Source organism: Microbacterium sp. FG3, from assembly GCF_057809335.1.
This window is the reverse complement of sequence record NZ_JBMDJT010000024.1, coordinates 1-20,585: the sequence shown is the minus strand read 5'-3', so window position 1 is coordinate 20,585 and position 20,585 is coordinate 1. Positions and strand designations below refer to the sequence as shown.

23 protein-coding genes and 1 tRNA gene are annotated in these 20,585 nt (G+C 70.9%); 11 read left to right on the top strand and 13 right to left on the bottom strand.

Going from position 1 to position 20,585, the window contains the following annotated elements; genetic code table 11:
* Positions 1-36: 36 nt before the first annotated feature.
* On the bottom strand, positions 37-366 hold the full coding sequence (locus ACODR5_RS09180) for a hypothetical protein (protein ID WP_449855082.1): 330 nt from the start codon (positions 364-366) through the stop codon (positions 37-39).
* Positions 367-1,185: 819 nt separating this feature from the next.
* Between ACODR5_RS09180 and ACODR5_RS09175 the strand changes: the two genes are divergently transcribed.
* Both ACODR5_RS09175 and ACODR5_RS09170 read left to right on the top strand, forming a co-directional pair.
* Positions 1,186-1,560: a hypothetical protein gene (locus tag ACODR5_RS09175; protein WP_460817634.1), complete on the top strand. Its 375-nt coding sequence runs from the start codon at positions 1,186-1,188 to the stop codon at positions 1,558-1,560.
* Positions 1,561-1,969: 409 nt separating this feature from the next.
* Positions 1,970-3,031 (top strand): endonuclease/exonuclease/phosphatase family protein, encoded by a 1,062-nt coding sequence (locus tag ACODR5_RS09170; RefSeq protein ID WP_460817635.1) that lies wholly within the window; start codon positions 1,970-1,972, stop codon positions 3,029-3,031.
* Between the two features lie 356 nt (positions 3,032-3,387).
* Here ACODR5_RS09170 and ACODR5_RS09165 read toward each other — a convergent pair whose 3' ends face one another.
* A complete protein-coding gene (locus ACODR5_RS09165) occupies positions 3,388-3,696 on the bottom strand; it encodes a hypothetical protein (protein ID WP_449855307.1) in 309 nt (102 codons plus the stop codon).
* 167 nt (positions 3,697-3,863) lie between these two features.
* Here ACODR5_RS09165 and ACODR5_RS09160 point away from each other — a divergent pair.
* Positions 3,864-5,053 (top strand): IS3 family transposase gene (locus ACODR5_RS09160; protein WP_488983414.1). Its coding sequence is split into 2 segments (ribosomal slippage): positions 3,864-4,148 and positions 4,151-5,053, totalling 1,188 coding nucleotides; the frame shifts between segments, so codons are not numbered across the junction.
* Between the two features lie 283 nt (positions 5,054-5,336).
* Here ACODR5_RS09160 and ACODR5_RS09155 read toward each other — a convergent pair.
* From ACODR5_RS09155 to ACODR5_RS09130, 6 genes are all read right to left on the bottom strand, one after another.
* Complete coding sequence (locus ACODR5_RS09155) at positions 5,337-5,558, bottom strand: hypothetical protein (RefSeq protein ID WP_488983413.1); 222 nt, start codon at positions 5,556-5,558, stop codon at positions 5,337-5,339.
* 63 nt (positions 5,559-5,621) lie between these two features.
* Entirely contained in the window at positions 5,622-6,455 is an 834-nt protein-coding gene (locus tag ACODR5_RS09150; protein WP_488983412.1) for an undecaprenyl-diphosphate phosphatase, read from the bottom strand.
* 57 nt (positions 6,456-6,512) lie between these two features.
* Entirely contained in the window at positions 6,513-7,826 is a 1,314-nt protein-coding gene (locus ACODR5_RS09145; protein WP_488983411.1) for a M20/M25/M40 family metallo-hydrolase, read from the bottom strand.
* Positions 7,827-7,954: 128 nt separating this feature from the next.
* Positions 7,955-8,040, bottom strand: a tRNA-Leu gene (locus ACODR5_RS09140).
* Positions 8,041-8,126: 86 nt separating this feature from the next.
* Entirely contained in the window at positions 8,127-9,218 is a 1,092-nt protein-coding gene (locus ACODR5_RS09135) for a VIT1/CCC1 transporter family protein (RefSeq protein WP_488983410.1), read from the bottom strand.
* Positions 9,219-9,424: 206 nt separating this feature from the next.
* Positions 9,425-11,170 carry a DEAD/DEAH box helicase gene (locus tag ACODR5_RS09130; RefSeq protein ID WP_488983409.1) on the bottom strand — a complete coding sequence of 582 codons (1,746 nt, stop codon included), beginning with the start codon at positions 11,168-11,170 and terminating at the stop codon, positions 9,425-9,427.
* 53 nt (positions 11,171-11,223) lie between these two features.
* Between ACODR5_RS09130 and ACODR5_RS09125 the strand changes: the two genes are divergently transcribed.
* A complete protein-coding gene (locus ACODR5_RS09125) occupies positions 11,224-12,063 on the top strand; it encodes an SGNH/GDSL hydrolase family protein (protein WP_449853116.1) in 840 nt (279 codons plus the stop codon).
* A gap of 6 nt (positions 12,064-12,069) precedes the next feature.
* Here the strand turns inward: ACODR5_RS09125 and ACODR5_RS09120 are convergent, their stop codons facing one another.
* Positions 12,070-12,900 (bottom strand): TrmH family RNA methyltransferase, encoded by an 831-nt coding sequence (locus ACODR5_RS09120; RefSeq protein ID WP_488983408.1) that lies wholly within the window; start codon positions 12,898-12,900, stop codon positions 12,070-12,072.
* Between the two features lie 46 nt (positions 12,901-12,946).
* On the opposite strand from ACODR5_RS09120, the gene ACODR5_RS09115 reads away from it, so the two are divergent.
* From ACODR5_RS09115 to ACODR5_RS09105, 3 genes are all read left to right on the top strand, one after another.
* Positions 12,947-13,798: a Sir2 family NAD-dependent protein deacetylase gene (locus ACODR5_RS09115; protein WP_488983407.1), complete on the top strand. Its 852-nt coding sequence runs from the start codon at positions 12,947-12,949 to the stop codon at positions 13,796-13,798.
* Positions 13,799-13,840: 42 nt separating this feature from the next.
* A complete protein-coding gene (locus ACODR5_RS09110) occupies positions 13,841-14,401 on the top strand; it encodes a histidine phosphatase family protein (protein WP_449855279.1) in 561 nt (186 codons plus the stop codon).
* 136 nt (positions 14,402-14,537) lie between these two features.
* The gene (locus ACODR5_RS09105; protein ID WP_488983406.1) at positions 14,538-15,014 is read left to right on the top strand and encodes an Lrp/AsnC family transcriptional regulator; all 477 of its coding nucleotides are present in this window, start codon (positions 14,538-14,540) and stop codon (positions 15,012-15,014) included.
* A gap of 3 nt (positions 15,015-15,017) precedes the next feature.
* Here the strand turns inward: ACODR5_RS09105 and ACODR5_RS09100 are convergent, their stop codons facing one another.
* A complete protein-coding gene (locus tag ACODR5_RS09100; RefSeq protein WP_488983405.1) occupies positions 15,018-15,899 on the bottom strand; it encodes an alpha/beta fold hydrolase in 882 nt (293 codons plus the stop codon).
* A gap of 258 nt (positions 15,900-16,157) precedes the next feature.
* Here ACODR5_RS09100 and ACODR5_RS09095 point away from each other — a divergent pair, with 258 nt between their 5' ends.
* Positions 16,158-16,862 (top strand): 3'-5' exonuclease, encoded by a 705-nt coding sequence (locus tag ACODR5_RS09095; protein WP_488983422.1) that lies wholly within the window; start codon positions 16,158-16,160, stop codon positions 16,860-16,862.
* Positions 16,863-16,895: 33 nt separating this feature from the next.
* The gene (locus ACODR5_RS09090) at positions 16,896-17,315 is read left to right on the top strand and encodes a hypothetical protein (protein WP_488983404.1); all 420 of its coding nucleotides are present in this window, start codon (positions 16,896-16,898) and stop codon (positions 17,313-17,315) included.
* A gap of 10 nt (positions 17,316-17,325) precedes the next feature.
* Here ACODR5_RS09090 and ACODR5_RS09085 read toward each other — a convergent pair whose 3' ends face one another.
* Positions 17,326-17,577 (bottom strand): type B 50S ribosomal protein L31, encoded by a 252-nt coding sequence (locus ACODR5_RS09085; RefSeq protein ID WP_449855282.1) that lies wholly within the window; start codon positions 17,575-17,577, stop codon positions 17,326-17,328.
* A gap of 93 nt (positions 17,578-17,670) precedes the next feature.
* Positions 17,671-18,459 (bottom strand): ABC transporter ATP-binding protein, encoded by a 789-nt coding sequence (locus tag ACODR5_RS09080; RefSeq protein WP_449855283.1) that lies wholly within the window; start codon positions 18,457-18,459, stop codon positions 17,671-17,673.
* An 85-nt stretch (positions 18,460-18,544) separates the two neighbouring features.
* Here ACODR5_RS09080 and serB point away from each other — a divergent pair, with 85 nt between their 5' ends.
* On the top strand, positions 18,545-19,177 hold the full coding sequence (gene serB, locus ACODR5_RS09075; RefSeq protein ID WP_449855284.1) for a phosphoserine phosphatase SerB: 633 nt from the start codon (positions 18,545-18,547) through the stop codon (positions 19,175-19,177).
* Here serB and ACODR5_RS09070 read toward each other — a convergent pair.
* Entirely contained in the window at positions 19,153-19,659 is a 507-nt protein-coding gene (locus ACODR5_RS09070) for a tetratricopeptide repeat protein (RefSeq protein ID WP_488983403.1), read from the bottom strand. The two genes, serB and ACODR5_RS09070, sit on opposite strands and share 25 nt — an antisense overlap.
* Positions 19,660-19,706: 47 nt before the next feature.
* Here ACODR5_RS09070 and ACODR5_RS09065 point away from each other — a divergent pair, with 47 nt between their 5' ends.
* The gene (locus ACODR5_RS09065; RefSeq protein WP_488983402.1) at positions 19,707-20,519 is read left to right on the top strand and encodes an SDR family oxidoreductase; all 813 of its coding nucleotides are present in this window, start codon (positions 19,707-19,709) and stop codon (positions 20,517-20,519) included.
* Positions 20,520-20,585 lie beyond the last annotated feature (66 nt).

Genomic DNA, 20,585 nt, shown 5'->3' with positions numbered 1-20,585 from the left:
TGGCGTTGTCGATCGCCGCTCTCACGGCCTGCTGCGTCAGGTCGAGTACGCGTAGGACCTGTCGGTCTTGCAGTCCTTGTACGCGATCGAGAGCGCGCCATCGCAGCGGGGCGGGTTTCGGTACCAGGCGTCCCGCAGCAGCTCGCGATCGAGCACCTCCACTTCCCGAGAACCGAGGGAGCCGATCGGGAAGTTGGCATCGGCGTCCGACATCAGGTGTCGAGGTCGGCCCGCGACGGCGTTGCCCGCGGTGTCGACAGATGACTCGGTGCGCACCTTGGGGCGGAGGAGCGAGGTCGTCTGTGGCTTGCCGGCCATCGCCACCAGCTTGGCGTACTGCGCGCGACGTTGATCGGGCTGCGACATGATCAGCGCCAGCAGGGGCGTTCGAAGAGATGGTCTGCCATCCGGGGCTCACGCCCCAGTGTTTGTTGATCCTGATGCGGCCGATGATTTCACCGGTCCGCGTCTGGTAGATACCGATGAAGTAGCTGGCGTAGATGAACGTCCTATCGACGAACCCGATGTTGGTGACCTGGCCGACCGAGACGTCGGTGAGGAGCACCCTCACTGGGCCGCCCGGGAACGTACGCTGGGTGAAGCGCACACCTGCTGCGCTGTGTGGCCGTAGCGCTCGGTGAGTGCCTGGGTGGCAGTCGTGCTGAAATCCAGAACCATGTGCACTTTCCTTCCGGCTGACCGACGGAGTGTCCGTTTGGTCTTGGCGGCACTCTATGCGCCGAACGAGACCGCCGTCGAGCGAGCCGAGCAAGTCGCCGGCGACGCGATGCAGTGCATCTGCGATCACGTGGCTCAGAGGGGCTAAGATTCTCCCGCGGCGAAAACAGGGTCGCAGTCTCCGAATCTGGGAGCGTTATGTCACGCAAAGCCAAGCTCTGCACAGCTCTCGCTGCGCTCGCTCTAACGACTGTCGCGCTTGCCGGGTGCAGCGCCACAGCACCAGCGGCAGCCCAGACGCCCAAGGCATCCGCTCCAACGCCTGTTGAGCCGGTCAGTGAGGCTACGCCGACGCCGGAATCGACCGAACCGGGAACCTGCTCCGACGCATCGGAGATCTACAGCGACGCGGGGGGTCTGTATTGGGAGCGGCAGGGGACTCTCCGGGATCTAGGCGCACGTGAGTTCGCGCGGGGCGAGGTGACAGTAGATGAGAACGGCACCCCCGTGACCTATACCGTTGAGCCCGGCGACGTCGAGGCCGTGGTCGCTGAACGGCTTTGCGCGTACCCAACCCTTGCCTCGATGAACCACAGGCGGGACATCCACCCCGGCCAGGTGCTCTGGCTCACTCCCAACCCAGAGACCCCCTGGGTGCCGTACTACAACCCAGATGACGTGGTTGCTGGTTTCCAGCAGATGCCGTACCAACAGGCAATCGAGTCTGCCGGCGCGGCGGTTGACGCCGGTGACGTGGACACCGTGCGGGCGATCTGGAACGACACACTCAAGGGCATGTTTGTGAATCAGGACACCATTGCCGCGGTCCAGAAGGTGGTCGACTCCGGCGACCTCGACGCGCTTCGCCAGCTCTTCTCATAGCAAGTAGAACGAGCTTTCCGCTCGGGCTCGTTCCAGGATGTCTGTCACGCCTTCCAAGCGGGAATAACCGTGCGTTCTAGCTCGACAGTGCTTCCAGGAAAGCGGCACCTTTTCCCAGCGAGTCTAGCTAGCGCCTCGTCCCGCGCCACGATCGTCTCGTCCCGCTTCGCGAGATCAGCCTCCAGCAGGGTGACCTGCTGTCCCAGCTCCGCGACACGCACCCCGCTCCGCAGAGTGAGGGCGGCCCTTGTGCGCGGGGCTCCAGCGTGCCCTCGGCGATCTTCGCCCGCTACTCCAGCACGTGAGAGTCGAACAGGCCCTCCCGGTGCACGATGTTGCACTTCTCGCCAATCGGGCCCGGTCGTACTCCGTCCGAATTCCCTTCAGCTCATCAGAGGAAACTGTGCACATGGCAGTGACGATAGAACCGCGCCCACCGGTGACGCACAACGGTTCATCGACCCCGCGGCGCTGGAGCACCCGACGAGTCGTCGTCGTGATCGCAGCCCTCATTGTCGCCTCTGTCATGCTCGTTGGCGCCACCTGGCCTCAGTCGTTCGGGCTGCACAGAGCCTTCGGCGTCGCTCAGCTCATTGCCTTTCGCCCGGTCCTCGTTATCGGCTTCGCTGTCGTCGCCGTGATCACGGGAGGAATCGCCCTCCTGGCGAATCGGCGATCTCGCCGGATCATCGCGGTCGTCGTCGCCGGCGTCCTCCTGATCGCTGCCCTCGCGCAGGCCGCCGTCCTCGGAGCACGGGGCTGGGGAAACGCCTTCGCGCCCCCTGACAGCACCTCCATGCTCGTCGACGGCGACCTCATCGTCCTGTCGTGGAACGCCCAGGGCGGTGCGACGTCGACTCAGAAGATCGCCGATCTCGCCCTGACGGTTCGACCTGATGTGATTGCCCTGCCTGAGACGGACGCCGTGGCTGCGGGCGAGATACGCACGATCCTCGCAGAACACGGGCTGACAATGTCGTCGTCGACGGTGGGAGAGCGGATTCCGACCTCCGTGCTGATCTCGACGGAGCTCGGAAGCTATCGGCTCGATGCTTCTCGTGGTTCCACACCGGGTCTGCCGAGCGGAGTCTGGCTCCCCGACGACGAGGCTTCTCCGCCGATCGTCGTTGCGCATCCGATGCCGCCGCTACCGGCGAACATGGACGACTGGCGGGATGGGCTGAAATGGGTCGCGGAGCAGTGCCGGACCTTGGGCGCTGGCGTCGTCGTCGCAGGCGATCTCAACGCGACCATCGACCATCTCGGCGCTCTGCCAGGCTGCAGCGATGCCGCCCAGGCCTCGTCCATGGCCGCATCGGGCACGTGGCCCTCGACCGCACCTCAGCCACTATCCTCGCCGATCGATCATGTTCTCGTCGGCGCACTCTGGGAGGTGCTCGATGTGCGAATCATCGATACTCCGAGCCCTGGCAGCGATCATCGGCCGATCGTCGCGGTACTCGGCTCCTGAGAGCGAATCAGTGCGCGGTGCGATACGACGCGGGTAGGTCTAGGCCGAGTTCCGTCACGACCTCATCGACTTGGGGAAAAGCTCCTAGGCGCAGGGCGAGCTCGCGCTGAACGACGAGAGGCAGACCGCCCGCTACGCGGTCGCACTCGGTGACAGCCCCATCGCGATCGGTGACCGCCTACGTCAACGTGCTGCAGTTGAACAAACGCGGTCTGGAATCGACCCCGGTGAGAGGCTGGCCCTGCGCCCAGCCCGACTGCCGAGGCGGTCGACGAGCCCTCATCAGCTCTCGGAGCGCAGCTGAGACCTCTAATAATCGTAGACGTGCTCGTCAGAGCGGCTGAACACTGGCCCTGTCAAAGAAGTACCGAGGCGGCGGTGACAATCACCACGAGGCCGACTGCCGGCATCGCGACCGCGAGTGTGAGAAGCGCACGTCGGTCACGGCCCTGCGCTCGACGGGCACCCATCATCGCGATGATCACCGAGGTGACCATCAACAGAGCGCAGGCCCCGTAGAAGAAGACCCCCACCGCCGTGCCAAAGCCTTCTCGGTGGGAGCCCGCCGACATCCCGAGCACCCAGATGGCGACGCCCGCGGAGAGGACCGCGCCGAGACCCGTGAGAACGGATCCGATGAAACGGGTGTCGGCAGGGTCGCCCATCGTCGAACTTGCTCCCGTCCTCACTGTCATTAGGCCATTCTCACAGGTGCCCACGCCGGGCGAAAGCTGTCTCCCGGCGCGGTCACCTGGATTGAATCGGGACTGCTGCACGAATAGGTGACATCTGATCTGGCTTGCCCTCGAGGGTGGCCTGGAAGGATGTTGCTGTGCCCAAGCCCTACCCGACCGAGTTCCGTGATGACGTCGTGCGCGTCGCGCGGAACCGTGAGCCCGGAGTGACGATCGAGCAGATCGCGAAAGACTTCGGCGTCCACCCGATGACGTTGCAGAAGTGGTTGCGTCGCGCCGACGTCGACGAGGGTGCCAAGCCCGGCCAATCCCGTGTCGAAGGGGCTGAGCTGCGGGAGGCGCGGAAACGGATCTGGCTGCTGGAGCAGGAGAACGAGGTGTTGCGTCGAGCGGCGGCGTATCTGTCGCAGGCGAACCTCCCGGGAAAAGGTTCTACCCGCTCGTGAGGGAGCTCGCCGCCGCAGGGATTCCTGTGACGGTGACGTGTCGGGTGCTCAAGCTCTCTCGCCAGCCCTATTACCGGTGGCTGGCGGATCCCATCACCTCCAGCAAGGTGGTGGAGGCGTATCGCGCGAACGCGCTCTTCGACGCGCACCGCGACGACCCCGAGTTCGGGCACCGGCTCCTCGCCGACGAGGCCCGTGATGCGGGCGAATCCATGTCGGATCGGACGGCGTGGCGGATCGCGTCCACGAATGGGTGGTGGAGCGCGTTCGGGAAGAAGCGCGGCAAGGGCCGGCGCCCCGGCCCACCCGTCCACGACGACCTCTGCGCCGTCATCGACGAGGACGGCAGAACGCGTCACGTGTTCGCCGCCGACGCGCCGAACGAGCTCTGGCTCGTGGACATCACGGAGCACAAAACGAGTGAAGGCAAGCTCTACCTCTGCGCGATCAAGGACGTGTATTCGGGCCGGATCGTCGGGTACTCGATCGACTCGAGAATGAAGTCCCGCTTGGCCGTCCAGGCGCTCGAGAACGCCGCCCAGATGCGCGGTGATGTCGCCGGCTGCATCGTCCACTCGGACCGAGGATCTCAATTTCGGAGCAGGAAGTTCCTGCGCGCCCTGGCCTGCCACCGCATGGTCGGATCGATGGGCAGAGTCGGCTCCAGCGGCGACAACGCCGCCATGGAATCGTTCTTCGCCCTGCTGCAGAAGAACGTCCTCGACCGCCGCTCGTGGACCACCCGGGAGCAGCTGCGGATTGCGATCGTCACCTGGATCGAGCGGACCTACCACCGCCGGAGGCGCCAACTCCGCCTGGGCCGTTTGACGCCCATCGAGTTCGAGACCATCATGAACACGACCGCCGCACTGGCGGCGTGACTACAACCTGTCACCTATTCGTGCAGCAGTCCCATCCGCCAAGTGATAGGCGCGATGCAGCCGTAGGTGACACTCGGTTGTAGGCCGCGAGGACTCGCGGTCGGGGGTCAGTCTGTCGTCGTATTCGATCGGCGTCAATCCACCGCAGCGATCCTGCTCGCGTTGCCGGTGATTCTTGCGTTCGATCGACACCGCGATCGCCAACCGGAGTTCTTGCGTGGTGGTCCGGCGGCGCATGTTGAGCGAACTGGTCTGCAGCAACGAAGCCGCGTACACCGGGCGCTCATGGCCGTGACAGGTCGAACCCGTCGACGACCCACCGCACGGCGGGCCGTGAGATCCCCATCGCACTCCAGAGCTCGGCGTACCGCGGCGAGCGCTGTGCCGAGATCGCGAGGGCGCTGATCTTGGCAGCGCGGTTCTTGGTCGCGGCGAACTCGTCGGGCGCGAGGGTCCATGTGGTCGGCTCGCGCTCGGTGTCGATGGCCTCGGGCTCAGTGCTCACCGTCGGGCTCCAGGATGACGTCGTCAGAGGCGCACCATCCGGCCATGTGCGGGCCGGCGCGAATCAATATGCCGCCAGGACGCCGGTGGCGAGCAGGATCATGAGCACGGCGCCGAGTGCCACGCGGTAGATCACGAACGGCAGGAAGCTGCCCGTCTTGAGGTAGCGCATCAGGTACGCGATGACGACCCAGCCGACCACGCCCGCCACGACGGTGGCGAGGATCGTGCCGCCCCAGCCGTAGGGACCCGGATCGCCCGTCTCCAGCCCCTCGCGCAGCTCCCACAGGCCCGACGCGAACACGGCCGGCACCGCGAGCAGGAAGGCGAACTCCGCCGCCGAGGTGCGGTCGTAGCCGAGGGCACGCGCGGCCGTCGTCGTCGCGCCGGAGCGCGAGACGCCCGGCACCAGCGCGAGCGCCTGCGCCACGCCGATCGTGAGGCCGTGCGGGTAGGTGACCTGATCCATCGTCCGGTCGCGCCGCGCATAGCGGTCGACGAGGCCCAGGATGATGCCGAAGCCGATGAGCACGGCCGCGACGAGCCACAGGTTGCGGAAGGTGTCGCGGATGTACTCCTGCAGCGTGAACCCGAGGATGCCGATCGGGATCGTGCCGATGATGACGAGCCAGCCCATCCGCACGTCCGGGTCGTCCTTCGCGATCTTGCCGGCCAGCGACAGCGCCCACTTGCGGATGATCGTGACGATCCTGCCCCAGAAGTACACGAGCACGGCCAGCTCGGTGCCGATCTGCGTGATCGCGGTGAAGGTCGCGCCGGGGTCCGCCGCGGAGGGCAGGAACTCGCCGACGACGCGGATGTGCGCGCTGGACGAGATCGGCAGGAACTCCGTCAGACCCTGCACGAGCCCCAGGATGAGCGCCTCGATGTAATGCACGAGAGTCGACTCTAGGTCACCGGCGCCGAACGTCTCGTCAGACTTCCGGAGGATCCGTCAGTACGAGCGGATGAGGTCCGCGAGCACGCGCTGGCCGAACGCGAGCGCGTCGACCGGCACGCGCTCGTCCACGCCGTGGAACATGCCCGTGAAGTCCAGGTCGGCCGGCAGGCGCAGCGGCGCGAAGCCGTAGCCGTCGATGCCGAGCTGCGAGAGGGCCTTGTTGTCGGTGCCGGCGCCCAGCAGGTACGGCAGCACCGGGACGCCCGGGTCGTGGCGGCCGAGGGCGCCGACCATCGCGTCGACGAGCGGGCCGGCGAACGGGATCTCCAGGCCGATGTCGCGCACGACCATCTCGATCTCGATGTCGTCGCCCACGATCCGCTGGATCTCGGCGAGCACCGTGTCCTCCGTGCCGGGCAGCACGCGCACGTCGACGGTCGCCTCCGCGCGATCCGGGATCACGTTGTGCTTGTAGCCGGCCATCAGCCCCGTGGGGTTCGACACGGTGCGGAACGTCGACTTGATGAACGCCTCGGCGGGCCCCGCGTGCGCGGCCAGCACGTCGGGATCGGTGCTCGTCTCGCCGCTGAGCTCGGCGATGCCCTCCAGCAGCTGGCTCGTGGTCGCGGTCATCTCCACGGGCCACGCCACGCGGCCGAGCGTCGCGAGCGCCTCGGACAGCCGCGTCACGGCGTTCTCGGGGTGGAATCGGCTGCCGTGCCCGGCGCGACCGCGGGCGATGAGCTTGATCCACATCAGCGCCTTCTCGCCCACCTGCAGCAGGTACGCGCTGCGGTCGCCGATCGGGATGGTGTACCCGCCGACCTCGCTGATGGCCTCGGTCGCGCCGGCGAACCAGTCCGGGCGGTCCTTCACGACGAGCGCGGACCCCTCGACGCCGCCGTTCTCCTCGTCCGCGAAGAACGCCAGGATGAGGTCGCGCTCGGGCCGCTCCCCCGCCCGCAGCAGGTCGGCCACCGCCGTGAGGATCATCGCGTCCATGTTCTTCATGTCCACGGCGCCGCGGCCCCACAGCATGCCGTCGCGGATCTCCCCCGCGAACGGATCGACCGACCAGTCCTCCGCCACGGCGGGCACGACGTCCAGGTGACCGTGCAGCACGAGCGCGGGCTTGTCGGGGTTGCGGCCCGTCACGCGCGCCATGACGTTCGTGCGGCGCGGGATCGGCTCGTAGTACTCCGGCTCGAGGCCGAGCGACTCCAGGTACGCGCCCACGTACTCGGCGGCCTCGCGCTCACCCTTGGCGTTGCCGCCGCCGTAGTTCGTCGTGTCGATCCGGATCAGGTCCGCGGCGATCCGCGCAACCTCCGGCACCTCGTTCTCGGGCGTGTTCTCGGGTCGGGCCATGCGCTCCAACCTACCGGGAGGGCGCTGAGCCTCCTCACGCAACGGAGATCCCCCGGAGAAGTGACTCCCCCACTCCCTCGGCATACGAAGAAGGACCCGGCCGCTCGGCCGGGTCCTTCCTCGTTCTGTGCGCGAGGGGGGACTTGAACCCCCACGCCCTAATACGGGCACTAGCACCTCAAGCTAGCGCGTCTACCTATTCCGCCACCCGCGCATTGGGTGTGATCCGCACTGCGGACCGAGGAACTACGTTACCACGATCCCCACCCGATCCCCGCACCGGGCCGACGCCCGGGCGCGTCACGCCACGCTCACCCCGAAGAGCAGGCCCAGCAGGTACGTCACGGCGGCGGCACCGAAGCCGATGCCGAGCTGGCGCAGCGCGCGCGGGATCGGCGACGCACCCGACAGCAGACCGACCGTGCCGCCCGTGAGCAGCAGGGCGATCCCCACGAGGACGAGCGCGATGACGACGGCCGGGATGCCGGAGAGGCCGAAGATCCACGGCAGCACGGGGATGATCGCGCCGGAGGCGAAGAACAGGAAGCTCGACCACGCGGCCCGGAAGGCCCCGCCGACCACCTCGTGCGCGTCGATCGCGTGCGGCCCGGTCGGCATCGTGCCGGCGTGCGCGGCCTCGATCACGCGCCGCGCGTGCTCCGCCGCCTCCTGCTCGCTCTGCCCGCGCGTGCGGTAGACGAGGGCGAGCTCGTTGGCGTCGATGTCGAGGTCGGGCAGGTAGCGGTCGCCGAAGTCGCTCGGCTCGGTCGCGTCGAGCATCTCGCGCTGCGAGCGCACCGAGACGAACTCCCCCGCGCCCATCGACAGCGCGCCGGCGAGGAGGCCGGCGATGCCGCTGAAGAGCACGAAGTGCGGCGCGGCACCGGTCGCGCCGATGCCCATGACGAGCGCGAGATTGCTCACGAGCCCGTCGTTGGCGCCGAAGACGGCGGCGCGGAACGTGCCCGACAGCCGCCGTCGGCTGCGGGCCGCAAGCCCCCGCACGACCTCGTGGTGGATCTTCTCGTCCGCGCGCATGGCGGGCGTGGCGAACGGATCCTTGTCGTACGGCGAGCGGCTCTCGGCCATCTGCGCGAGCGCGAGGGTGAAGACGGAGTCGAAGCGCGCGGCCATCCAGCCCGTGAAGCGGTCGGCGAGCCGGGCGCGCGGGAGCTTGGGCGGCATGCCGCCCAGCAGCCGCACCCAGTGCTCCTCGTGGCGCTGCTCGGCCCGCTCGAGCTCGAGCAGGATCTCGCGCTCCTCGCCCTCGCGCAGCCGCGCGAGACGGCGGTACACCGCGGCCTCCGCGCGCTCGTCCGCGATGTACTGGGCGAACCGGCGCCGGTCGGCGGCGGTCGGGGCGTTCGGGGTCTGGGATGGGGCGTCGCTCACCGCACAACGCTATCCGCGGGCCGCCGCGCTCCCCGGCCCGGGAGGCCGGATTGACAGCATTTCGGGGATCCGAACGGCGGATCGGCCGCTGACCGCGGGCGCTTCGAGAGGAGATCCCCACTCCCGAGGACCGAACCCCGCCGATCCGTCCTCTCGAACCGGGATCCCCTCCCGAACCGAGCCGCACCCCCGCGCCGGACGAGCGACTACGAGTGCACGCGGCGGCGGAGCACCTGGATGCGCTTCTGCAGCTGCGCCACCGTGGCCTGCGCGACCGCGGGGCCGCCGCACGTGCGGCGCAGCTCGGCGTGGATCGCGCCGTGCGGCTGGCCGGTCTGGCGCGCGTAGACGCCGACGAGGCTGTTGAGCAGCTGCCGCTGCTCCTTGAGCGTGCGGTGCAGCGGCTCGGGCAGCGTCGTGGTGACCTCGCCCTCCTGCTCGCGGGACTCGCGCGCCTGGCGGTGCTTGGACTGCCGCTGCACGCGCTGCATGAGCAGCTCGTGCACGTGCTCGGGCTCGAGCAGGCCGGGAAGGCCGATGAACTCCTGCTCCTCCTCGGTGCCGGGCACCGCGAGCTGGCCGAACTCCTTGCCCTCGAACACGACCCGGTCGAAGTGCGCGACCGATCCGAGCGCCTGGAACGACCCCTCCTCCATCAGCGCGTCGGAGGCCTTGTCCTCGCGCTCGGCGGCCTCGAGCAGCGAGTCGTCGAGGCCGTCCTCGTCCTTCTCGCCGCGGTCGAGCACGTGGTCGCGCTGGCGCTCCATCTCGCTCGCGTGCGCCATCAGCACCGGCACGTGGGGCAGGAACACACTCGCGGCCTCGCCGCGGCGGCGAGCGCGCACGAAGCGGCCGATGGCCTGCGCGAAGAACAGCGGGGTCGACGACGACGTGGCGTAGACGCCCACCGCGAGGCGGGGCACGTCCACGCCCTCCGACACCATGCGCACGGCGACCATCCAGCGGTCGTCGCTCTCGCTGAACCGCTCGATCCGCCGCGACGCCTCGACGTCGTCGGAGAGGACGACCGTCGCCCGCTTGCCCGTGATCGAGTGCAGCAGCTTGGCGTAGGCGCGCGCGGCGGTCTGGTCGGTCGCGAGCACGAGGCCGCCCGCGTCGGGCACATGGTGGCGGATCTCCGTGAGCCGCGCATCCGCCGACCGCAGCACCGCCGACATCCACTCGCCGTTCGGATCGAGCGCCGTGCGCCACGCCTGCGCCGTGACGTCCTTGATGTTGTCCTGGCCCAGGTGCGCCTCGAGCTCGTCGCCGGCGCGCGTGCGCCACTTCATGTGCCCCGAGTACACGTGGAACAGCACGGGCCGCACGACGCCGTCGGCGAGCGCGCGGCCGTAGCCGTACGCGTAGTCGGTGACCGAGGTGCGCCGGCCCTGCTCGTCGGGCGCGTACTCGACGAACGGGATCGGCGCGTCGTCGCTGCGGAACGGCGTGCCGCTCAGCAGCAGGCGCCGCGTGGCGGGCTCATACGCCTCGCGGATCGCATCGCCCCAGCTGAGCGCGTCGCCGCCGTGGTGCACCTCGTCGAGGATGACGAGGGTGCGGGCGCGCTCGGTGAGGGCGCGGTGCACGATCGCCTTGGCGGCGACCTGCGCGTAGGTGACGACGACGCCGTGGTACTGGCGGGACGGGGCGGTGTGGCTGTTGCGGAAGGCCGGATCGAGGCGGATGTTCACGCGAGCGGCCGCGTCGGCCCACTGCGTCTTGAGGTGCTCGGTGGGCGCGACGACGATGATCTGGTCGATGACGTCCTCGTGCCGCAGCTTGCGCGCGAGCGTGAGGGCGAACGTCGTCTTGCCGGCGCCGGGCGTGGCGGCCACGAGGAAGTCGCGCTTGCCGGCCGCCTCGTAGGCGTCGAGGGCCTCCTGCTGCCAGGCCCTGAGGCTTCCCGCGGTGCCCCAGGGCGCTCTCTGCGGAAAGGACGGTGACAGCACCCATCCACGATAAGCGAGGCCGCCGACACGGCGCTCCGCGTAGTCTTCCTGTCATGAGCGACACGACTTCCTCCCGGACTCCCGACGTCGCCAACGAGGGCCCGCATCCCTGGCGCCGCTTCGTCGCGGTGGGCGACTCGTTCACCGAGGGCATCGGCGACCCCGAGCCCGACTCGCCCGGCGGGCACCGCGGCTGGGCGGATCGCGTCGCCGACGTGCTCGCGAGCCAGGTCGACGACTTCGCCTACGCCAACCTCGCCGTGCGCGGCAAGCTCATCCGCCAGATCGCCGCCGAGCAGCTCGACGCCGCCGTCGCGCTGCAGCCCGACCTCGTCACGCTCTGCGCCGGCGGCAACGACGTGCTGCGGCCCGGCACCGACCCGGACGAGATCGCCGTGCTCTTCGACGAGGCCGTGGCGAAGCTCGCCGGCACGGGAGCCGCGGTCGTCATCTTCACGGGCTTCGACGTGGGCTGGAACCCCGTCTTCCGTGCGCTGCGCGGCCGGATCGCGATCTACAACGAGAACATGCGGGCGGTCGCCGAGCGCCACGACGCGATCGTCGCGGATCTGTGGGCGCTGAAGGAGATCCAGGACGCGCGGTTCTGGTCGCCCGACCGCCTGCACCTGAACCCGCTGGGGCACCACGAGGTCGCCCGCATGGTGCTGCGCACGCTGAACGTGCCGAACGACCTGCAGCCGATGCAGCCCGACCCCCTGCCCGAGCGCAAGTGGACCGAGGCGCGCCGCGACGACCTCGTGTGGGCGCGCACGCATCTCGTGCCGTGGGTGCTGCGGCGCCTGCGCCACCAGTCCTCGGGCGACCACATCCTGCCCAAGCGCCCCGAGGCGCTGCCGGTGCTCAGCCCCCCGTCGGCCGCGGCCGAGGACTGAACCGGATCAGCGCCGGGCGAAGCGCAGCGCCCACAGGGCGACGGCGGCGGCCGAGGCGACGTTGAGGGAGTCGACGCCGCCGGCCATGGGGATCGTCACGGTCGTGTCGGCCGCGGCGAGCGCCTGCCGCGACAGCCCGTGCCCCTCGGATCCCATCACGAGGGCGACGCGCTCGGGCGGATCGGCCACGAAGTCCTCGAGCGCGACCGCGTCGTCGGCGAGCACGAGCGCCGCCACGCGGAAGCCCGCCTCGTGGAGCAGATCGGTCGCGCCGGGCTCGTCGGCGCGCCCGCGCCACTCCGGCAGGCGCGTCCACGGCACCTGGAAGACGGTGCCCATGCTCACGCGCACGCTGCGGCGGTAGAGCGGATCGGCGCAGCGCGGCGTGACGAGCACCGCGTCGGCACCGAGGCCGGCGGCGGCGCGGAAGGCCGCGCCCACGTTGGTGTGGTCGACGATGTCCTCGAGCACGAGCGCCAGGCGCGCGCCGTGCAGCACGTCGGCGACGGGTCGGTCGGCGGGCCGGTGCATGGCGGCGAGCATGCCGCGGTGCACGGCGTAGCCCGTCACGGCCTCGGCGACGGCGTCGGGCACGACGTACACGGGCACCTCGGGGTGCCCCGCCAGCAGCGCCTCGACCTCGGGCAGCCACTTCTCGGCCGTCAGCACCGAGCGCGGCTCGTGGCCCGCGGCGAGCGCGCGGCCCAGCACCTTCGACGACTCGGCCATGTACAGCCCGCCCCGCGGCTCGAGCACGCGGCGCAGCGCGACGTCGGTGAGATCGCGGTAGTCGGCCAGCCGCTCGTCCGCGGCGTCGTCGATCCGCTCGATCCCCATCCGCTCCTCCGATCCCGGTACAACCCCCAAAGCCTAGACTTCCGATGTGACCGCCACCGCCCCGCTCGATGCCGCCGCGACCGCCCAGGCCGGCCGCGCGATCGACGCGCTCGCCGGGCGGCGCCTCGCGATCCTCACGGGCGCGGGCGTCTCCACCGACTCGGGCATCCCCGACTATCGCGGCGAGGGCGCGCCGCGGCGCACGCCCATGACGGCGCAGCAGTTCCTCGCCGACGAGGCCGCGCGGCGCCGGTACTGGGTCGGCTCGCACCTGGGCTGGCAGGCGTTCTCGACCGCGCGGCCGAACGAGGGCCACGAGGCGATCGCCGAGCTGGAGCGCGCGGACATCGCCACGGGCGTCATCACGCAGAACGTCGACGGCCTGCACCTGCGCGCCGGCAGCAGCCGCGTCGTCGAGCTGCACGGCACGATGCGCCGCGTGTTCTGCCTGCGCTGCGGCCAGGTCTTCGACCGGCGCGACATCGGCGCGCGAGTCGAGGCCGACAACCCGTGGATCACCGTGCCCGAGAACGTGCCGCTCGGTCCGGACGGCGACGTGCTGCCGGAGTCGACGGAGGGCTTCGTGATCCCCGCCTGCACGGTGTGCGGCGGCATGCTCAAGCCGGACGTCGTGTTCTTCGGCGAGTACATCCCCGCCGGCCGGTTCCGCGAGGCCGAGCAGCTGGTGGCCACCGCCGACGCGCTGCTCGTGGCCGGCTCGTCGCTCGTCGTGAACTCCGGCATCCGGCTCGTCGAGCGCGCCCGGCGCCGCAAGCTGCCCGTCGTCATCGTCAACCGCGGCGAGACGAAGGCGGATCGCCGGGCGACGGTGAAGATCGACGCGGGCACGAGCCCCGTGCTGGCACACCTCGCGCGGGCGCTGCCGGCCGTCCGGTGACCTCCCAGGGGTGAGGGCGCGGCCGGACGCTAGCCTCGACGGGTGACCCTCATCGCCCTCGTGCGCCACGGACAGACCGACTGGAACCTCGAAGGACGCCTGCAGGGCTCCTCGGACATCCCGCTCAACGACACCGGCCGCGCGCAGGCACGGGCGGCGGCGGAGCGGCTGCGCGACGGCGGCTACACGGCGATCGCCGCGAGCCCGCTCTCGCGCGCGGCCGAGACGGCGCGCATCATCGCCGCGGAGCTCGCCCTGCCCGCCCCCGAGACCGTCGACGCCCTGGGCGAGCGCGGCTACGGCGTGGCCGAAGGTCTGAGCGTGCTCGAGGCGCGCGAGCGCTACGGCGATGCGGTGCCGGGCGCCGAGACGCGGCCGGCGGTGGCCGAGCGCGCGGCGACGGCGCTGCACGACCTGGCCGCCCGCCACGGCGACGCCCGCGTGATCGCGGTGAGCCACGGCGGCGTGATCGGCACGCTGCTGCGCCTGGCGACCGACGGAGCGCTGCCCAACGCCGACTCCCCCGTCACGAACGCCTCGATCTGGGTCTTCGACGTCGCCGCCGACGGCGTGACGCTCGCCGCGGCCGACGCGATCGCCTGACCCACCCACGGGCGTGCGGTTTGTCAGATCGGCGGGCCGTAGCCGCGGAAGGTCTCCGCAGGGCGCGCATTCGATTCGATAACGACTGAGCATCCTGCTCAGGTCCGGCCGCTGGCACCTGCTAGGCTCCTGCGCTATGGCCTCGCTCGATCACGTCGACCTCGAACTCCTCGCCGCCCTCGCCGAGGACCCGCGCGCCACGGTGGTGGCGCTCGCGGAGCGCCTGCACCTGTCGCGCAACACCGTGCAGGCCCGGATGTCCCGGCTGGAGAAGTCCGGCGCGTTCCGGTCGTTCGAGCGCTCGATCTCCACGGCCGCCCTCGGATTCCCCCTCGAGGCGTTCATCGCCGTGGGGGTGCGTCAGCCGCACCTGCAGAAGATCACCGCCGAGCTCGCGCGCCTGCCCGAGGTGCTGCAGGTGCACGGCCTGAGCGGGCAGACCGACCTGATGGCCTTCGTCGCCTGCCGCGACGCGCGCCACCTCTTCGACATCGACGGACGCATCCTGGGCATCGAGGGCGTCGAGCGCACCGAGACCTCGCTCGTCATGAGCGAGGCGATCCCCTACCGTGTGAGCGGGCTCATGGAGCTCGCCAAGCGCGACGGCCGCTGACGCCTACTCCGCCAGGAATCGCCGGATCGCCTCGGCGGCCTCGGCCGGCTTCTCGTAGTGGATGAGGTGGCCGACGTCGGCCAGCTCGACCAGGCGCGCGTCGGGGAACAGGCCGCGCAGCGCCCGCTCGGCCTCGATGGGCGTGATGTCGTCGCGGTCGGCCGCCACGAGCAGGGTGGGCTGCGCGATGCGCGGCGCCGACTCGCGCACGTCATGCGACACGCTCGTCACGAACGCCTGGCGCAGCACGTCGCGGTCGGCGAACCCCGAGAAGAAGCGGTCGTGCTGGTCGTGGATCCAGCGGCGCAGCGCCGGCTCGCGCGTCTTGGCCATCGCGAGGCTCATGACCCGCACGATGACGCGCGTGCGCAGCAGCCACGTGCCGATCCGCTCGGGCAGGCGGGCGCCGGCCGCGTAGTAGAGCACCGCGAGGCGCGTGAAGACGCCCCGCGGGCCCTCGAGCGCGGGCGCACCGATCGGGTTGATGAGGATCAGGCGGGGCGTGGGAAGTCCCCTCGCCACGACGGCCGCGGCGACGATCGAGCCGAACGAGTGGCCGAGGACGACGGCGCCCGGAGCGGCGGCCTGCGCGAAGGCCGTGGCCCACTCCGCGTACGCATCGAGGTCGTGGGTGCGGCCCGGCAGGGGCGGCGAGGCGCCGAAGCCGGGAAGGTCGGGCATGACGACCCGCACCCCCGGCAGGTGCGCCACGACCGGCTCGAGCCCGTGGTGGTCGCCGCGGAAGCCGTGGTACGCCACGATCGTCGTCTCGGCGTCTTCGGGTCCGTACGCCCAGTACGCCGTCGTGCCGCCGAGCACCTCGACCTCGCGGCGCTCGACGGGGATGCGGGCGAGCCGATCGGCGTAGGGAGAGGCGACGGGCACCCGTCGAGTCTACGGAGCGAAAGGTGCGGCGACGCGCCGCCGCCGCGCCCCGGGAATGTCGGCGCCCCGCCCTACGGTGTGGATATGAGCGACCGCTGGCCCGATCCGCCGCCGCTGTTCGACCTCGATGATCTGGACGAGCCGAGCGGCGCACCCGAGGCCGTCGTGGCGCCCACGGCCGTCGTCGCAGAGACCGTCGTCGTCGCGGAGACCGTCGCCGTTCGCGAGCCCACCCCGGATCCGGTCGACGACTCGCCCATGGTGCTCGCGGAGCGCTCGACGCGGCTGCTCGATCGCGTGGCCGTGTTCGACCTCGAGACCACGGGCGTCGACGTGGAGAACGACCGGATCGTCACGGCCTACGTCGGCCTGCTCGATTCGTCGGGCGCCGTGCTGCACGCCGAGTCGTGGCTCGCCGACCCCGGCATCGAGATCCCCGAGGGCGCCACGGCGGTGCACGGCATCACGACCGCGCACGCGCGGGCGGAGGGGCGCCCGGCACACGAGGTCGTGGCCGAGATCGTCAACGCGCTGCGCACGATCCTCGCCGGCGGCATCCCGATCGTGGCCTACAACGCCGCCTTCGACCTGTCGATGCTCAAGCACGAGGCGCAGCGCCACGGCCTCGAGCCGATCGCCGATCCGCACCCCGTGATCGATCCGCTCGTGATCGACAAGACCGTCGACCGGTTCCGCAAGGGCAAGCGCACGCTCGATGTCGTCGCCGCCCACTACGCCGTCGCCCTGGAGGCCGCGCACGAGGCCTCGGCCGACGCGATCGCGGCCGGCCGCGTCGCGCTGGCGATCGCCGAGCGCTACGCCGACACGCTGCCCGACACGGTGGAGGAGCTGCACACCCGGCAGATCGGCTGGGCCCGTGCCCAGGCCGAGAGCCTCACCGAGTACTTCGTGAGGATCGGTCGCATCGACGCCGTCGTCGACGGCAGCTGGCCCATCCGCTGATCCCGCCGGAGCGAGCACCCGTACCATCGGGGCATGAGCCTCGACGAGCTGATCCGCATCGCGCTGCTCGCGCTGCCGTTCCTCGGCGCGCTCGCGGGCGCCATCAGCGTCATCGTGGTGATGAACTCGTCGCTGCCGATCGAGAAGAAGTACGGCCAGGCCTCGTCGGGCGCCGCCCTGTTCAACGAGGCCTTCCACCCCAGCGCGGCGGACGCGCTCAGATCCTGGGAGCAGGAGAAGCAGACCGTCGTACCCGCGCCCTCCCCCGACAAGGGCCCGGGCGTGGTCGACTTCGCCCGCGGCACGATCCGCCTCGACATCCCCGCCGCCCCGCCGCCGAACCCGCGCTCGATCGCCCAACCCGCGCCGGATCCGGGACGGGTTCGCGGATCGAGGGCGGGTTCGGCGAAACGCGGGAACGACGAAGGCCCCGCCGAAGCGGGGCCTTCGTGACGCGCGGGGCTTACTTGGAGCCGAAGCCCTTGAAGCGCTGGTTGAACTTCTCGACGCGACCGGCCGAGTCCATGATGCGCTGCTTGCCCGTGTAGAACGGGTGCGAGGCCGACGAGATCTCGACGTCGATCACCGGGTACTCGACGCCGTCGAGCTCGATCGTCTTGTCGCTGGTCGCGGTCGAGCGCGTGAGGAACGTCTCGCCCGAACCGAGGTCGCGGAACACGATCGGCTTGTACTCGGGGTGGGTGTCAGTCTTCATTCGGATGTCCTTGCGGGAGCGATGGATAAAGGGAAAGTCTGTGGGCGCGACGGCACCAGCGATCAAGTCTATCAGAGGTCGCGCGGGACCCGCTCAGATGCGCGCGCGGGCGGCGTAGCGCCCGTTCGCCGAGGCGAGGGCGATCTGCATGCCGAAGGTCTCGGAGAGATTCTGCGGCGTGAGCGTCTCGCCGATCGGGCCGGCCGCCACCACTCCCCCGTCGCGCATCAGCAGCACGTGGGTGAAGCCCACCGGGATCTCCTCGACGTGGTGCGTCACCATGACGATCGCGGGCGTGGACGGCGAGGCCGCGTACTCCGACAGGAGCGCCAGCAGCACCTCGCGCGATCCGAGATCGAGGCTCGCGGTCGGCTCGTCGAGCAGGAGCAGCTCGGGATCGGTCATGATTGCCCGCGCGATCTGCACGCGCTTGCGCTCGCCGTCGCTCAGCGTGCCGAAGAGCCGGTCGGCGAGGTGATCCAGCCGCCAGTCGCGCAGCACGCGCAGCGCGCGGCGCTCGTCGACGTTCTCGTACTCCTCGTTCCAGCGGCCCATCACCGAGTACGCCGCCGTCATGACGACGTTCAGCACGGTCTCCTCGGCGGGGATCTGCCGCGCCAGCGCCGTGGACGCGAAGCCGATGCGCGGGCGCAGCTCGAACACGTCGGTGCGGCCGAGCTGCTCGTCGAGGATCCGCACCGTGCCGGAGGTCGGGTGCATGAGCGTGTCGGCGAGCTGCAGCAGCGTCGTCTTGCCGGCGCCGTTCGGGCCGAGGATGACCCACCGCTCGTCGTCGTTCACCGTCCAGCTGACCCCGTCCACGATGTTGCGGGGGCCACGACGGACGACGACATCGGCGAACGAGAGCACGGGGTCTGCCATGCCGATCAGCCTACCGATCCCGAGCACCCGGTTCGGGCCGCGCGCGCCGATTCGCCCGCGCCGCGCACCGATATGCTCGACCCTCGTGACCGCGCGCTTCCTCGTCGTCCTCGATGCCGACTCCACGCTCATCCGCAACGAGGTGATCGAGCTGATCGCCGACGAGGCCGGCCGGGGCGCCGAGGTGGCCGCCGCGACCGAGGCGGCCATGCGCGGCGAGGTGGACTTCGCCGCCAGCCTGCGCTCGCGCGTGCGGGAGCTCGCGGGGGTGCCGACCGCGTCGTTCGCCCGAGTGCGGGCGCGCATCGAGCCGACGCCCGGTGTGCGCGAGCTGATCGACGGCGTGCACGCCCGCGGCGGCGTCGTCGGCGTCGTCTCGGGCGGCTTCCACGAGATCCTCGACGACCTCGCGCCGTCGCTCGGGGTGGACGTGTGGCGCGCCAACCGGCTCGTCGCGGATTCCGGCACGCTCACCGGCGAGGTGGACGGGCCGATCGTCGACGCGGCGGGCAAGGCCGCGCAGCTGCGCGCGTGGGCGGCGGAGCACGGCGTGCCGATGCGCCGCACCGTCGCGATCGGCGACGGGGCGAACGACCTGCTCATGATCGCCGCGGCCGGGCTCGGACTCGCGTTCAACGCGAAGCCGACGGTGCGCGCGCAGGCGCCGCTCGTGATCGGCCCCGTCGACCTCGCTCAGGTGCTGCCGCTGCTGCCCTGATCCGCATCCGTGAGCGCGGCCGCGTACGCGCGGACGGAGCGGCGGTAGCGCGGCAGGCCCGGCTCGATCGCCTCGATGGCCACGCGCAGCGCCTCGGCCGAACGCCCGGCGCTGTGCAGCGCGAGCGCGAGGAACACCGCGGGCGCCGCCCCGGTCTCGGGGTGCGGCCGCGCGGCGCGGAGCATCGCGATGGCCTCGTCGGTGCGACCCAGGTTGCGCAGGGTCGACGCGTGCTGCACGACGAGCTGCGCCGCACGCGCGGGGTCGATCGCGGCCAGGCCCGCGTCCGTCGCGGCGGCGTACCGCTCGTCGGCCGCGGCTTCGCGGCCGGCCGAGTCGAGCGCGCCCCCGAGCTCGAAGGCGCCGAGCGCGGGGTGCGGCGCATCCGCCGCGAGCACCCGCATCCGCTCGATCCGCTCCTCGTCGCCGAGGTCGTCCGCCCATAGCGCCGCGACGCGCTCCTCCCACTCGTCCCGATCCATCGCGCCAGCGTATCGTCGTGGCGGTTGACACTGCTCGAGGAGGACGGATGACGCAATCGCTGCCGCTGCGGGGACGCACGGCGCTGGTGACCGGCGCGAGCCGCGTGCGCGGGATCGGCGCGGCCGTGGCGCGGCGACTCGCGGCGATGGGCGCCGACGTCGCGATCCATCACCACCGCGCCCACGACGTCGAGCAGCCCTGGGGCGCGGACGAGCTCGCCGACGTGCGCGCGTCGATCGAGCCGCACCTCGCGCCGGGGGCGCGCCTGCTCGACCTGCCGGGCGATCTCGCGGATCCGGCCGCGCCGGCCGCACTGGTCGACGCGGCGATCGACGCGCTGGGCGCGCTCGACATCCTCGTGTGCAACCACGCGATCTCGGGCACGGACGGCACGCTGGCCGAGATCGACGCCGCGGCGCTCGACGCGCACTGGGCAGTGGATGCCCGCGCGGTGCTGCTGCTCACGAAGGCGTTCGCCGCGCGCCACGATCCGTCCAGACCGGGCGGCCGCGTGATCTGGATGACGTCGGGCCAGGGAAAGGGTCCAATGCGCGGCGAGATCGCCTACGCCACGGCGAAGGCGGCGCTCGCGGGCATGACCATGACGGTCGCCGACGAGCTCGCGCCGCAGGGCATCCTGCTCAACACCGTGAACCCGGGGCCGGTGAACACGGGCTTCCTCGATCCGGGCAACGGGATGGGCGACGCGACCCTCGAGTGGCTGCGCGACCGGTTCCCGAGCGGGCGCTTCGGCGAGCCCGACGATCCGGCGCGCCTCATCGCGTGGCTCGTCAGCGACGAGGGCGAGTGGATCGTCGGCCAGGTCATCGACAGCGAGGGCGGCTTCCGCCGCGCCTGACCCGCCGACGGCGGTTGCGGTGGTCGCTTCATCTCCGCGGCTTCGCCGCTCCGTTCAGCAACCGAT

Coding starts and splice junctions, on each gene's coding strand:
- ACODR5_RS09145 (WP_488983411.1), bottom strand. CDS start 7,826: ATGGCCCGACCCGAGAACACGCCCGAGAACGAGGTGCCGGAGGTTGCG.
- ACODR5_RS09090 (WP_488983404.1), top strand. CDS start 16,896: ATGAGCCTCGACGAGCTGATCCGCATCGCGCTGCTCGCGCTGCCGTTC.
- ACODR5_RS09065 (WP_488983402.1), top strand. CDS start 19,707: ATGACGCAATCGCTGCCGCTGCGGGGACGCACGGCGCTGGTGACCGGC.
- ACODR5_RS09080 (WP_449855283.1), bottom strand. CDS start 18,459: ATGGCAGACCCCGTGCTCTCGTTCGCCGATGTCGTCGTCCGTCGTGGC.
- ACODR5_RS09125 (WP_449853116.1), top strand. CDS start 11,224: ATGAGCGACACGACTTCCTCCCGGACTCCCGACGTCGCCAACGAGGGC.
- ACODR5_RS09095 (WP_488983422.1), top strand. CDS start 16,158: ATGGTGCTCGCGGAGCGCTCGACGCGGCTGCTCGATCGCGTGGCCGTG.
- ACODR5_RS09165 (WP_449855307.1), bottom strand. CDS start 3,696: ATGGGCGACCCTGCCGACACCCGTTTCATCGGATCCGTTCTCACGGGT.
- ACODR5_RS09180 (WP_449855082.1), bottom strand. CDS start 366: ATGTCGCAGCCCGATCAACGTCGCGCGCAGTACGCCAAGCTGGTGGCG.
- ACODR5_RS09105 (WP_488983406.1), top strand. CDS start 14,538: ATGGCCTCGCTCGATCACGTCGACCTCGAACTCCTCGCCGCCCTCGCC.
- ACODR5_RS09070 (WP_488983403.1), bottom strand. CDS start 19,659: ATGGATCGGGACGAGTGGGAGGAGCGCGTCGCGGCGCTATGGGCGGAC.
- ACODR5_RS09085 (WP_449855282.1), bottom strand. CDS start 17,577: ATGAAGACTGACACCCACCCCGAGTACAAGCCGATCGTGTTCCGCGAC.
- ACODR5_RS09120 (WP_488983408.1), bottom strand. CDS start 12,900: ATGGGGATCGAGCGGATCGACGACGCCGCGGACGAGCGGCTGGCCGAC.
- ACODR5_RS09170 (WP_460817635.1), top strand. CDS start 1,970: ATGGCAGTGACGATAGAACCGCGCCCACCGGTGACGCACAACGGTTCA.